This is a genomic window from Roseiconus nitratireducens (assembly GCF_008629675.1).
Lineage (GTDB): Bacteria > Planctomycetota > Planctomycetia > Pirellulales > Pirellulaceae > Stieleria > Stieleria nitratireducens.
Genome location: NZ_VWOX01000007.1, coordinates 42061 through 55905, shown reverse-complemented (window position 1 = coordinate 55905; position 13845 = coordinate 42061). Strand labels below are relative to the sequence as shown.

At 60.6% G+C, this 13845-nt stretch carries 7 protein-coding genes; 3 read left to right on the top strand and 4 right to left on the bottom strand.

Annotation, left to right across the window (positions count from 1 at the left end; all coding sequences use genetic code 11):
- Window positions 1-233 precede the first annotated feature (233 nt).
- Both FYK55_RS13595 and FYK55_RS13590 read right to left on the bottom strand, forming a co-directional pair.
- A complete protein-coding gene (locus FYK55_RS13595; RefSeq protein WP_390621727.1) occupies window positions 234-1538 on the bottom strand; it encodes a S1C family serine protease in 1305 nt (434 codons plus the stop codon).
- Between the two features lie 292 nt (window positions 1539-1830).
- Window positions 1831-2454 carry a TraR/DksA family transcriptional regulator gene (locus FYK55_RS13590; RefSeq protein WP_235908676.1) on the bottom strand — a complete coding sequence of 208 codons (624 nt, stop codon included), beginning with the start codon at window positions 2452-2454 and terminating at the stop codon, window positions 1831-1833.
- Between the two features lie 285 nt (window positions 2455-2739).
- On the opposite strand from FYK55_RS13590, the gene FYK55_RS13585 reads away from it, so the two are divergent.
- Complete coding sequence (locus FYK55_RS13585; RefSeq protein ID WP_150076978.1) at window positions 2740-6771, top strand: FHA domain-containing protein; 4032 nt, start codon at window positions 2740-2742, stop codon at window positions 6769-6771.
- A gap of 310 nt (window positions 6772-7081) precedes the next feature.
- Here FYK55_RS13585 and FYK55_RS13580 read toward each other — a convergent pair whose 3' ends face one another.
- The gene (locus FYK55_RS13580; protein WP_150076977.1) at window positions 7082-8752 is read right to left on the bottom strand and encodes a sigma-70 family RNA polymerase sigma factor; all 1671 of its coding nucleotides are present in this window, start codon (window positions 8750-8752) and stop codon (window positions 7082-7084) included.
- 1018 nt (window positions 8753-9770) lie between these two features.
- Here FYK55_RS13580 and FYK55_RS13575 point away from each other — a divergent pair.
- Both FYK55_RS13575 and FYK55_RS13570 read left to right on the top strand, forming a co-directional pair.
- A complete protein-coding gene (locus FYK55_RS13575) occupies window positions 9771-11114 on the top strand; it encodes a hypothetical protein (protein WP_150076976.1) in 1344 nt (447 codons plus the stop codon).
- Between the two features lie 108 nt (window positions 11115-11222).
- The gene (locus FYK55_RS13570) at window positions 11223-12260 is read left to right on the top strand and encodes a hypothetical protein (protein ID WP_150076975.1); all 1038 of its coding nucleotides are present in this window, start codon (window positions 11223-11225) and stop codon (window positions 12258-12260) included.
- Here the strand turns inward: FYK55_RS13570 and FYK55_RS13565 are convergent.
- Window positions 12230-13678: a sulfatase gene (locus tag FYK55_RS13565; protein WP_150076974.1), complete on the bottom strand. Its 1449-nt coding sequence runs from the start codon at window positions 13676-13678 to the stop codon at window positions 12230-12232. The two genes, FYK55_RS13570 and FYK55_RS13565, sit on opposite strands and share 31 nt — an antisense overlap.
- Between the last annotated feature and the right edge of the window lie 167 nt (window positions 13679-13845).

Genomic DNA, 13845 nt, shown 5'->3' with positions numbered 1-13845 from the left:
TCCACAATGGAATTTCAATCGAGCGTTTTCATGCTCTTCGGATCGCCGCCGGATATTTCAGCAGCATGTTGATGGACGTTCGACGTGTAGCGATTGTGCGGGTTCAGGATTTGCCATCCGAATCGGGTTGAAAGCGTCTCCATCCGCTTCCAGGCCCCCACCACTCCGGCGCCTGTTGAGGGGATAGCCGGAGCGGAGACGTCAGACGGAACCGAGTCGCCGCGACGCAACGGTCAGTTCGCGTCGCTCAATTCGACTTCGGTCCGGTAGCGTTTGCCGTCCCGATAGATGATCATCGGAACGCGCGACCCGATCGGGGTCAGTCCCACCTGGGCAACCAAGTGGTCATCGTTGTCAACGTCGTTGCCGTTGAACTGCACAATGATATCGCCACGTTGCAGATTGGCGAGTGCCGCCGGCGAACCCCGGCGCACCCCTTTGACCAATGCTCCGCCTTGCGCTTCGGTCCGGATCGCCCCCAGGTCGGCCGGACCGAAATCCGGATCCAGCGTGACGCCCAGATACCCGCGCCGAAGTCGCCCGTGGCGAATCAATTCGTCCGCAACTCGGATAGCCATATTGATCGGGATGGCGAACCCGATCCCTTCACTGCCTCCACTGCTGCTGGCGATCGCGGTATTCAACCCAATCACTTCCCCTCGCAGGTTCAACAGCGGACCGCCGCTGTTGCCAGGGTTGATCGCCGCATCGGTTTGGAAAAAGTCCTGCAGGTCGATCTTCTGGTCTCCCAGTGACAGATCCCGGCGGCCTTTGGCGCTCAAGATGCCAAACGTCACGGAATGGCTCAGACCAAAGGGGCTGCCAATGGCGATCGTGAAGTCCCCGATGTTCACCAAGTCGCTATTGCCGGTACGTGCCGGAGGAACGTGCAGTTGAGGCACATCCATGACGGCAACGTCGGTGCTGGGATCGGCCAGGATCCGCGTGGGGTGAAACTCACGTCCATCTGCGGTGCGGAGCAGGATTTCAGCCGGTTGCGATCCGTTGATCACGTGGCGATTGGTCATCACCCACAATCCGTCTTCGGTTTGCACCACGACCCCGCTGCCGGCCTCGTCGTACGATTCAAAGCTGCCACCCTTGGTTTCCGACTTGTGGGCCTCAATGTGGATCACGCTGGGTTTGACCAACTGGGAAACCTTGCGAACCAGGCTGCCCAGCCGATCGAACGCGGCAAATTCGTCCGCCAATTCTCGGAACAGCTCGTCCCGTCGCTGATCGATCGCCTGAGCGCTCGGGATCGACAGGCGACTCCCTTGCGGCGGTGACAAAGAAGGGCGTTGGACGCTGATCCGCTGCTGCTCCAAACGGCTCACGTCACCGACCGCGGGCGGCATCGGATAACGAATCTCGGGATTCGATTCCCGGACCGTTGGGGGAACCGTCTTCGTCGTCGAATCTTCTCCAGAAGAGGGTCGCCGCGGCAGCGTCTGCGCCGTCGCGGATCCACCGAGTACCATGCTGGTGCAGGCCGCGAACGTTAGGAGTGGTTTGCAGTGGCGCATGCGTGATCGCATGCGCCCGAAGTATCGGGAGAATTGTGCCATCGAAAGAGCTTCAACCATGGGGGAGGGAGGTTCGACGGGGAGGCGTCGCATTGTATGCATCGTCCGTCGCTCTGATGAACTTTTCGCCGGATGGATCGGCTATCCCTCGCCCAACGAGAAGGCAGAATCGTTACCGCTGGCGCATCAAAAAACGGCCGAACGATTCGACACCTGTCTGAACCATTGGGCCATTAAAGTTTCACGCGACGCATCCAAACCGAACCCTGATGGGTCGGTTCGATGAATCAGCCTTTCAAGTCGATCAAACGCGGTCCGCTTGATAAGAAGGGAACACACGGTTCATCGATGCCGCCGGATGCGACTTGCGTTTTTCCGTCAGCCGATGGCAGGCGATGCATTCGGTCGCGTAAGGAACGGCCCGTAACCGGGTCAGTGGAATCATCTTGCCGCAGCCTTCGCAGTCACCGTAACACTCTTGATCAATTCGATCGATCGCGTCGTCAATCGCCTTTAACTCGCGGCTCTCGACCTCCAGCAGCTGACTGTTCAGTTCCGCCTGCACCGTTTCGGCAACGGCATCGAGCACGTCGCCGGTTTTCTGCTGGCGACGCTGCAACAAATCCAGATCCCCGATTGCCGCGCGGATTAACGCTGCCCGACGTTTTTGAAGCGTGACTCGAAGTTTCTTGATCGCGTCTTTTCTGGCCATCACGTCACCTTTCTCAGTGAGAGGGACGTTCTCGGATCCGACTTGGAGAACGTTGATTTGTACGGCTACGGAGTTGCTACGCAGCACCGGCACCGTCGGTTTTATCTTTCTAGCGCCGACATCGCTGCCCACGCCGAAGGGCCTCAGGCAGCGATTCCGGTGCCAAATAGTAGGAGCGGAGGAAAGAAAGTCACCCCAGAAAGATAATGAATTCACCCTTATTTAGCCAACAAGGGCCGTTGAACCGCCTTTTTCTGGGATTTTCGCCACTTTGCGGCCGTTGCAATTCATTGGGCACGCCGGACAGTTTGACCAACGGGCCCGAAGGTGGGGTGTGCTCTCCTGACCGCTGAGATTCCATTCGGACCGAAAATCGGACCTCCCCCCCGGTTTTGCTTCACCGGCGCCACAGCGACGTCCGACACTGGAGAAGCGGTGTTGTCGGACCGAAACACCGAAAAAACTGAAATTATTTGCAAGCAAAAAAGCAAGGAAATCGTGGTGAGCAACGATCACAACGAAGGCCAATCCTCCAGCAAGCAATCGGAATTGGTGATCGCCCCACCGTGGATCGTCTCGGGCTCGAAGGGAATGGACGCGGATGCGATCGGGGGCCCGGTCCCGGCATCCCTGGCGGACCCGATCGACGCCCCTCGCCGATCGGTCGCTTCACCCCAGCGTGCTGAACCGCCGACGTCGGCCGGCAAACTGGAAGGCGCCTTGGAATTCCGAGTGGTCCGTCCCGGCGCGCCCGTCCGCCGCCTGCGACTGACCGGACACCGCTACACCTTCGGAAGCGGGCAGGGCTGTTCCATCCGCCTGGAGGATGCTTCGCTCCGGCCCATGCACGCGGTCCTGCTGCGTGACGCTCACCAGATTCTGGTCCGCGCCTACTCAGTGCCCTTGGAGCACAACGGCAACCGGGTTGCCGAATCGACGCTTCGCATTGGCGACATCATTCGCATGGGGGTGTACCAATTCGAGCTGCTCGCCGCTCCCCTTCGCCCGAACGATGAATCGGGGTCGGCCCCGCAGCAAGATCCGACCTGGGTCCAGTCGCGATCGCAACTCGCGTCCAGGTTGACGGCGGCGTCCACAGCCGACGCGCAGCTTCCAGATCAATTGGCCGAGTTGACCCGGCAGTGGCGCCAACGGCAAGCAGAATGCGAATCACGTGAAAGCCGATGTGATGATCGCGAATTCGAATTGCACGGGCGAGAAACGGAGCTGTGGAACCGCGCCGAACGGCTGCAACAGCGCGAGAATGCGCTTCGGGCCCAGGAAGCCGCGGCGTTGGAGATCCAGCAGTTGCACGCTTCCACGCAACAGGAACTGGAAGCCTTGTTGGAACGTGAAGCGGAAGCCCAGCAAACGCTTCAAGACCGCGAGGCCGAACTGGCCAAACGGACCGCGGAGCTGAAGGAGAAACAGGAAGAGCTGCACCGATATCAGAACGAGTGGGAGCACCGGGAAGAAGAGTTTGCCCAGCGCGCCGCCGAAGCGTCCCGGCAATTGGAGCAGACGCGCGACCAGGCACGTTCGGCCAATACAACCGTCGAATCGATCCGTCGTGAATTCGCCGAGCTCAGTGAACAGCTGAACGATCTTCGTCAACGTCACCAGGAACTGCAGCAGCGTGAAAAGCAGTCGGCCGAAACCATGGCACAACTGTCCGTCGAGGCTCGCACGCAGCAAGAAGAGCTGGCTGGAGAGAACGATGCGGCAGCGGCAGCAGCCGCCCAAAGCCGTCTGACCGAAATCGAAGACGAACTGCGGCAGGTGACGGAGGAACTGGAATCGACACGAGCTGAAATGGCCCAGCTGCGCGAAGATAGCCTGGCCAAACAGCGGGAACTGCAGGACAAGCTGTCCGAAAGCGGAAACGCACTGCGGGCCGCACGTGAAGAAGCGGAACAAACCCGCCGCATCGCCGATGCCGAACAGGAATCCGCCAGCTTCCGCGTCGCCGAACTGGAAGAACAGCTCGCCGAGGCACAACAACAACATGATCGCGCCGTCGCCGAGGCGGAAACCGAATTGCATCGGCTTCGCGAAGAAAAGGCGACCGTCCAGGCGGAGAACAACAATGCTCAGCAAGTTGCCAGCGAGCTCCGCGACCACATCCAGGAACTGCAAGAAAGCATCGACCGCGCCAACCAGGAAACGTCGCAACTGCGAGGCGATTACGAAGGTGCCACCGCGTCAATTCGTCAGCTGGAACTGCTGATCGACCAGATGAAGAGTGGGCAGGCTTCTCAGCAGGAATCGTGGACGAACGACTCCGAACAGCTGCGACAATCGGTCGAGGACCTTTCCGTGCAACTGGCCCAGGCCCACGCGGAATTGGCGGAGCTGCGCAGCGCCAACGAGGCGCTCACCGCCGAACTTGCCTCCGCGGCGGATTCCTCGGCTAGCCAAGATGCTCCCCAATCGGAGATCACGGGCGAGCAGTGGCAAACCGTCCAGCAGGAGCTGGAAGGGGCGAGGAACGAATTGGAGCGGTTGCAGGTCGACCATCAGCGAACGATCCAGCGACTGGAAGACGAGCATCGAGAAAGCGAATCCGAGCTGCGCCGAGAGATCGAGCAACTCCGTCAATCGATCTCCCAATCTTCTTCGGCTGCCGATTGGGTCGACAACCAAACCGCTGAAGGCACTCCCGCCGGGGAGAACACGAGCGACGCAGCAGCCGCTGCCCCCAACCAGGAAGTTGACACGCCGCACGTCAGTGCGACTGACGCGTCAGAGCCGGCGTCAACCTGGAACGCAGACACCTCCCAACGTGACAGCGATCGGGGCGATCAGGAGCAGCGATCCGAGGCGGTTGTCGAATCGGACGGCGCGATCTGGCGAATGGAAGCCGAGCAAGAAGTCGAGTCGGGTGCGCACGTGGAAGGTTGGGCCGATGTGGGATCTGGCCAGCGAGACACAACGGTCGATTCACGTCCCTGGGGCTCCGCCTGGGATCAATCCGAGGTGAATGACACGCAGCAGAACACCTCCGAAGCGACAAGCTCCTGGTACCAAAGCGACGACGCGCACTCGGAGCCGACCGATGACGTCAGCTGGCACGACGAATCCCCGGAAGATTCGGTGGACAGCGCCATCGACCACATCCAACAGGGCGTCCAACAGGCAATCGATCCTGTCGACGAGCGGGATGAAGCGTGGCACGCCGATTCCGAATGGAGTTCGCCATCGTCCAGCCAGGACTCCCAAGGCGTTGCGGATCTGGAAGATCATGAAACCATCGCGCGGCTGACCAATGAGTACCAGGACGAGACACCCGACAGCCTGGACTGGTCCCTCTTCATGCCCGGCGGCAACGTCGATGGCCAACAGGAGGATGACGAACACCTGAATGAAACCGACGCCGACTCGTTGCCGGTCAATTCCGATGCCGGCGAAGGCCTGGCGGCCCAGCTGATCGAACAGATTGACGCGGAAGACCAACACGACGCCCAGGATCTGTCGACCGATACCCAGTCGCATGCGGAAGTCGAGCCGACGTACGTGATGGACCAGCAAATCGAGTTCGACGACCAGAACTTCCAGGACGAAAACTCCCCGGAGGAAGTATCCCAATCCGAGAGTGCCTTGAGCGAAGCGGTCGCCCGCGATCCGTCGTTTGAGTCGACATCGAGCGATGCCGAGATCTCTGGCGAAGAGGACCACGCCGACGCGTGGGACGAACCGACCGGCGCGGCCGACGCGGGCGACGCGGCCGAGGGCGTCGCAGATCCGATTGATGCCGGCGGCAACGATGCGGAACTGGACGATGAGGAGCCTCGCGAAGACGATTCGATCGAAGCCTACATGAGCCGGTTGCTGAAACGGGTTCAGGGTGACGATTCGCAAAGCCCTGTCACCGAGAGCAAAGCTCCCGTGGCGGAGAAAAAGGCTCCAGGGGTCGAAGCCCATCCGGCCGAAACGCCGCAATCGGAGCCGGGATCGAACCTCAATGCCGCCGCGGAATCCGACGTCCCGGAAGGATCCTCGGCCGCATCGGCCTCGGCTGAAACGGCCGACCGCCAAGTCCCCGACATGGAGTTGCCGCCTTCGGTTTCCGATGCCATCCAGAATGACGCGGGACCCGACGCGTTGGTGCCGCGCTCTGAGGCGCCCGAGCGCAAACGGAACCTGTCAGCGATGCGCGAGTTGGCGAACGACTCGGCCCGCAACGCGGTCGCACGCAGCATCCGTGTCCAAGCGCGCGACACCCAGATGAAAGCCATCTTCCGAGCCGTCCTGGCGTCCGCCTGGCTGGTGATGGCCACCGGTGTCTACGCGTTCGTGCAGTGGTCGTCCGCCATCAAGTTGGCAATGATCGGTGCCTTCGTTGTGCTGTTCGCCGTCTTCCTTCAGGAGGCGTACGTGCTGTGGCGCGATGCTCGCCGCCGATTGATGCTGGCCGAAGAGACCACCAGCGGGTCACCGGAAGCCGTCGCACAAGCGGTGTCGGCACTCGGTGAAGACGACCTGGCATTGACCGCCGATGAGCAGGAATCCGCAGAACCGGCCGAGAAAGCTTGAGCCGTCTCTTAAATGATGCCACGCCGCTTCCGCAAACAGTAGAAGCGGGGCGACGCTCCGTTCGCTGACACGGTGGCGGAAGCACAACGGCATGATCTCCCGTCGCAACGCGACGAAAGCTCCCGGCCGTCGGCGCGGGCCAACGGAAACGGCGGCCCACAACAGCACCAGCCGCGGAGCGGCGACAGCAACACCGAAGCGACCCTCGCCGGACGGTTGCCGTTGGCGAACGAAAAAACGGCAGCGTCCCACCGGGATGCTGCCGTCTTGATTGAACGCGACGCGACCCGCGTCGGCTGCCAGAAAACGATCAAGCCTCGAAGTCGATCTCGATGTTGTTCTCGTTGGCAGCGGTTCGCAACTTGGCCAGGGCACGAGCTTCCAGTTGGCGAACGCGTTCCTTGGTGACACCCATTTCCGCCCCGACTTCTTTCAGCGTCAGCGGCTCGCTGCCTCGTTCCAGACCAAATCGGGCGGCGATGATCTTCTGTTCGCGTTCATCCAACCGATTCAGAATCTTCGAAAGCTCCCGCTTCCGGCTGCGGTGGACCGACTCTTCCACGTAGGGATTCAGTCGCTCGTCCTTCCTGGCCAGGAACAACTCTTCGGTCGTCGTCCGGAAACGATCGCGGTGTTTGAATTCGTTCGGAATGGTGCGGGCAAAATTCTTCATGATCGCCCACGACGCGTAGGTGCTGAACTTGTTGCCGCGCGAGTAGTCAAACTTTTCAACCGCGCGAATCAGCGACATGTTGCCGTCACTGACCAGGGAGAAAAAGTCATCGGCGCCGGCGATGTGTCGCTTGGCGATCGAGACGACCAGACGCAAGTTGGCCTGGACGATTCGGTTCTTGACCTTCACCGCGCGCTCGTAGAGCGATTCGATTTCGTTCATCACCGCCGACTTGCCGCCCGCGTCATCACCGACCGTCTCACGGAGCCGGCTGGCTTTGTGCTTCAGATAATTCATTTTCCGGAACAGGTGGTATTCCTGTTCGCGGGTCAGCAGGGGAACGTCGTACAAGGAGGCCAGATAACTGGGCAAATCGCCGGGGACGCGGACCTTTCTCGGGGCGCTGGCCGGTTCCGGTTCGTCACCGAGGTACTCGGCTTCGCGAGCGATATCCTCGAAGTCTTCGTTGTAGATGTAATCCAACGGCAACTCCATGATCCGCTGTCGCCGCATGTCGATCAGGATCCGTTGGATGCTGGTCCGCGTCCGCTTGAAACGCCGGCACAGCTGGGGCACCGACACGCCCCCCAAATACTGGTTAAAAATGGACCGCTTGTCGTCGTCGGTCAGCACACCGCGATGATTGGGGAAGATCGCGATTGCAGAATTGTCGGCATCAAAATTCTTCAGCGTGTAGCGGATGGTTTCCGCACTTCGCCCCATTTGCTCGGACAGCATGCGAGTGACATCGGCCAACGCCGCACCGCCTTCGACCAACTGCCGCGCCCGCTCGATGATTTCACTTTTCTCATCGTCGGTCAGCTGGCTGAAACGTTCGCCGCGCTGGATCTTGGCTTTGTTGTTGGCGATAAAGTTTTCGACGCTGCTGTTGAGAAAGCCGACACGTTTACGACCGCCGAACAGCAGGCGGCGGCTGACCAGACCGGATTCGCGCCAACGGCTGATGGTTTTGGTGGAGACGTTGAACTGTCGACTCAGATCCTGGACGGTGTGCACCTGTTCGGCGATTTCCTCCACCGAGAGATCTGCCAATTCACTCAGGTCCTCGATCAGCAGCCGCAGGTCGTGCGTCAGATCGGCAGCGGCAATGTTGTGCCGGCTCGGTCGGTCCGAGCGGTAATTCGTGATTCGGAAGCAAAGGAAATCGAACGCGTAGTCGCGATCGTCCTCGATCTCGCCCAACAATGTTTCCGCGGCAGCGGCCTGCTGAATCAGCTTGCCCTTTTGGTTGAAACGCAATTGGTCCCGCAAATCCTTGATTTTCGTGTCGCGATAATTGTCGTGCATCAAATAGGTCTCCCAGCGCAAATGGCGTTGACTGGCCAAACGTCCTTGCGATCCCGGCGGATCGCCCAGTCAGATTGCCTTGGTGGCCCGGGTTCACCTGTGTCCTCCAGGTGATGGGGTCGCTTGGCCAAGGGGAACATCGCAGTGGCGACGACACCTTTGGTCCAGCGGTTTTGGCCGACTCCCTGTCGACCGGCGTGGCGCGACAAAAGCAACCGCCTCTGTCGTGCCAATGCGTATAGGACGAGAGCCCCCGCCACTCGGTTCACTTCGCAGCATTTCTTTCTCGTTGCCCGGCCGTCAGTCGGTTAACAACGGCGGATCGTGCGGAAAAACACAGGGTGAATGCTTGCAAGATGAAAATGGCAGCGGTTGCCTTCATCGCCTTGGAGTCATAGGAAATTTGGGGCCAAAACCAAGCAATTTCGGGGCGGATTTACGAAAAATACGCGTAACCCCTTTATTTCCAAGCTGTTAGCCCTCTGAAAAAACCCCACGACCCGGCGGGTGGTTCGACCAAAAGTCCTGTTCGCGCGTAAATTTTTCAGGCGACTTGCACAATCGACAGTCTGACTACGTGATCGAAGGCACTTCTTCAACTTTGCGGACCAGGGAAGCCCTGCCATCCCGTGGGGCTCCCCAGCCCGCCCGAATCGCCCGGTCACGCCAATTCTGCTGAATCCCGCCAGGGGCAAACGTCGATCATGGCGATGACCGGTCGACGCGCCCGGGGCCGCGCCCCTTCCGATCGCGGCGGCCGGATGCCGGGCGCAGTGGCCAACGGATGGCACCGGCCAACTGAGCCGAGCGAATCGTTTCCGTCAATCAAGGATGCATTGTGACCGTTCCATTCCGACGCCCCTCGTCCCGACGCGAGCCTTGCTCAAACCGCCGTTCGTTCCTGTCTCGGTCGCTCGGTGGGGCTGCCGTGTTGCTCGGATCGGTTCACTGGCAGGGCACCGCGGATGCAGCTCCGACGCACGCCGACGCCACAGCAAAGCCCCAGTCACTGGTTCGCGTGCGTCTTGAAATCGACGTCAAAGGAAACGTCAACGTGCCGGAGAACCCGCTGGCATCTCAAACCAGCCGAGACACGTTTCCGGTGACCTCGGAAGCGGTCTTGGACTACGAAGAGCGATTGTTGCGGCCGGACGCGGCCCGCGACGATTCGGAGGTGGTCGCCGCCGAGCGTTACTATCACCAGGCGACCAGCTCCAGCGTCGTCAACAAGACCGCCACCGAACAGACGCTTCGCGACGCCATGCGACACACGATCGTTCGTCGTGAATCGCTTCCGGAAACCATTTACGCCCCCGAGGGTTACTTCACCCACGGCGAGTTGTCACTGCTGAAATCCCCGGTTTCCAGCGTCGCCGTCGACCGCATGCTACCCGGATCGTTTGTGGCCGTGGGCGACCGCTACGAAGTCACCCCCGATGTGCTGTGCTCGGTGATGAATCTGACATCGCTGGACAGCGGCAAGGTCGAATCGGAAGTCGTCGAAATCACCGAAAAAGCGGTGCGTTTCAAACTGCAGGGAGAATTCGACGCGTCGGTCGACGGCGTCAGCACGCGACTGCGAATGGTTGCGAAGATGACGTTCGATCGCCAGGCGGCAACCGTCACCTGGTTTGCCCTGGCGATTCACGAGACGCGTGACATCAGCAAGGCCGAGCCGGGCTTTGATGTGACGGCGACGATCCGGATGGTCCGCCAGCCGATGGCAAACCCCGCGGCGCTGCCGTCCAAGTCCACCGCGGTGCGTTTCGACGCCCCGATCCCCGCGGAGCGGCTGTTCGTCGAACTTCAAAGCCGCGAGCGAATGGCCGGCGCCATGATGGATCGGCGGTGGCGGATGATCCAGGATACCCCCGCAACCGCGGTGCTGCGGATGATCGACCACGACACCAGCATCGCCCAGTGCAACCTGCGTTCGCTGGTCAAGTTGCCCGAAGGCAAGCAGTGGACCCTGGACGCGTTTCTCTCCGATGTCCGCCGAACCTTGGGCGACCAACTCGTCCAGATCGCCGGACGCGACGAACGGGTCTCGTCCCAGGGGCTACGCGTTTTGAGAGTCGTTGCGGACGGGAAAACGCAAGGTGTGCCCGTCCGTTGGATTATGATGCACTTCTCCGACGACCAGGGACGCCGCTTGCACGCCACGTTCACCATGTCGGCCGATCAGGTCGACGCGTTTGCCGGCAACGACGCTCAACTTGCCGAATCATTGCGATTTTTGGAACCCGGCGACATCCACGATGGCGCCCGGCCGGATACCGGTCGGCCCCTGGCCGGCCCGGAGTCGTCCGCGGCCCGTGTGGGCGATCGGGCGGAAGCCCCCAGTGCCAGTGACCTGAAATAGTGCCAGTGACCTGAAATCGTGTTGGTTCCGTAACACCACACGTGCCCGCCAAGTTTCGATGCCGATTCCTGCTCGAACCCTACTGAATAGATCGACCGAGTTGTCCCCATGATCACCACTCGAATTGGATTCCACGCCGCGATTCGAACCGGCTCTCTGGTCGGTCTGCTGCTGGCAACGGCTTCGTTTCCGGCCGCGGCGCAAGAACCCGCGGCAGATCCGGCGGCCGCCAAGGACCCGAGCACGCAGCAACAAACCGAATTCGCGCCCGGGGTGGTCACGGTGATTCCCGGCGATGCGGATCCGGAAGAGACCTTCGATGGTCCGTTGACCCTGCAAGGTTTCCTGGATGCCCACCCCGAATTGGAATGGAACGCGGACACCTTTCCTGACGGATCTCCGCACTACGATCCCCGCAGCCGGACCCTGGTCGAGATGGCCAAACAGGTGGTCTTGCGTCGGGAGATCTACTGCCTGGAGTTCTCCTTCAAGCCGCTCCGACAGATGTACGTCGACGTGCCGGTCGGGAACGGCCAGACCCAGCGCAAACTGGTCTGGTACATGGTGTACCGCGTCCGCTATCGCGGCGGCGATCTACGCCCGGCAGCCGACGAAATCGGCGGGTCGAAACTTTACCAGCGGCTCGAATCGGTCTCTTACGACTCGCGTCGTTTCTTCCCCCTGGCCACTTTGAAGGACCAGGTCAGCGGCCAGGAGTACCTGGATCGAATCCTTCCCAACGCCAAAGAAAAAATCGCGGTCCGAGAACAGATCAGCGCGCCGCTATTCAACAGCGTCGAAATCTCGCGACAACGGATTCCACGATCGACCGACGACAACGCCCCCGGAGTTTGGGGCGTGTTGACGTGGATGGACGTTGATCCCAACATCGACTACCTGTCGGTGTATGTGTCGGGACTGACGAACGCGTTCGAGCAGGACGGTGAAGGCCCGGACGCACCCTACCGCCGTAAAGCACTGCAACTGAATTTTTATCGGCCGGGCGACGCAATGGCACAGACCGAAGACCTGATCCGGTTTGGCATTCCCGCTTTCGAAGACCAGCAGGAACAGGACTACGTTCTGGATCAATACAACCTGGAAGAGCGTTTGGATTACCTCTGGGTATTCCGTCCGCTCAAATGAGCCAGCTTGCCTTCGAGCGTCTGATCCAACGTGCGCAGCGTCTCGGCGTATTCGGAGTCCTGCGCCAAGTTCCGGGTCTCCTGTGGATCGGCACGCATGTCGTAAAGCTCCCGAGTCTGGTTTTGGTAGCGGATGTAGTGCCAGCGGTCGGTCCGGAGCGAATGACCGTTGTGAAATGACAGTGCTTCGGATTTGACCTTGGCGTCGCTGTCTCGCAAGATCGGAAGCAGGCTCACCCCCTGGGTCTCTTTCGGGGTCGGGGTCCCCGTCAGATCACAAATCGTCGGATACAAATCCACCAGTTCGGCGATCGATTCGGTCCTGCCGGCTTGCATCCCCGGCGCGCTGATGACCAACGGGACGCGAATGACCTCTTCGTGCAAATTGCTCTTCTGCCAATAGCCATGCTCCCCCAAGTGATATCCGTGGTCGCTGGTAAAGATCACCGACGTATTGTTTGCATGCGGCGAAGCTTCCAAGGCGGCGAGAATCCTGCCGACCTGCTGGTCCATGAATGAGACGCTGGCGTAGTACGCTGACCACATCCGCCGTTGGTTTTCGGGGTACTTGCCGATCGGATTGTTATTGTTTCGGGTCCCGGCCCAACCGGCCCTGGGAATGTCATCCCCCGCGTCGTCCGCGTTGCGCGGCATCTCAATTTGATCAACCGGGTAGCGATCGAAGAATGCCTCCGGTGCCACCATCGGGTAGTGCGGGCGGACGAGCCCGACTGCCAGAAAGAACGGTCCTTCACGCGGCGCCTGGAGCAGCTCGATCGCCTTGCTGGCCGCCTTGAAATCTGGTTGACGACTTCCGTCGCCATCGGATTTGACCGCGACGAACATGCGATGTGGCATTCGAGTGGACTGGCGGTCGACCAGCGACCGAGTGACCACGTTCAGATTCAGGCACGAATACTCGCCAGGCGTGTGTGCTTCCAGTCCGGGCGCATTGAATCGCTCGGTCCAGCATTCGGGGTGATCCGGTCCATCGGTTCCGGCAATGATGTCCCCGGGAACCCGCATGTGAAAGATCTTTCCCACCCGGGCCGTGTACAGTCCGTGGGTTTGCAGGTGCTCGCCCAGCGTCCGATTGCCCTGATCGCGATAGCGGCCGAACATGAAGGAGATTCGCGACGGCCGACACCAGGTGCCCTGACAATAGGCTCGTTGAAACACGGTGCCGCGGCGAGCCAACGCGTCGATGTTGGGCGTGCGGCAGATGGGATCGCCATAGCATCCCAGCACACAGGCCTTCAGATCGTCCGCCACGATCATCAGCACATTTTTGGCCGCGGCCGCGGATGGCTGATCATCGGACCTGGACGAATCGCCGGCCGCCGCCGCGACGACGGCTCCGGCAACGAACACGTTCATCAGCAGACAAAACAGCCACAGCCGGGCCAAGCGAATCGTCATCACAAATTCCAGAATCCGGGGCGAGGGAACTTGCTGCGAGGGAAAGCAGCAACCAGATCGCCCAGTCTAACCGCTAGGTTGACGTGGGCGTGAACCAGAGACCAACCTTTCCACACCGTAGAATTCCAGCCGGCCAACTCCTCGTGGCCACAGCCCAGCGATCGTCT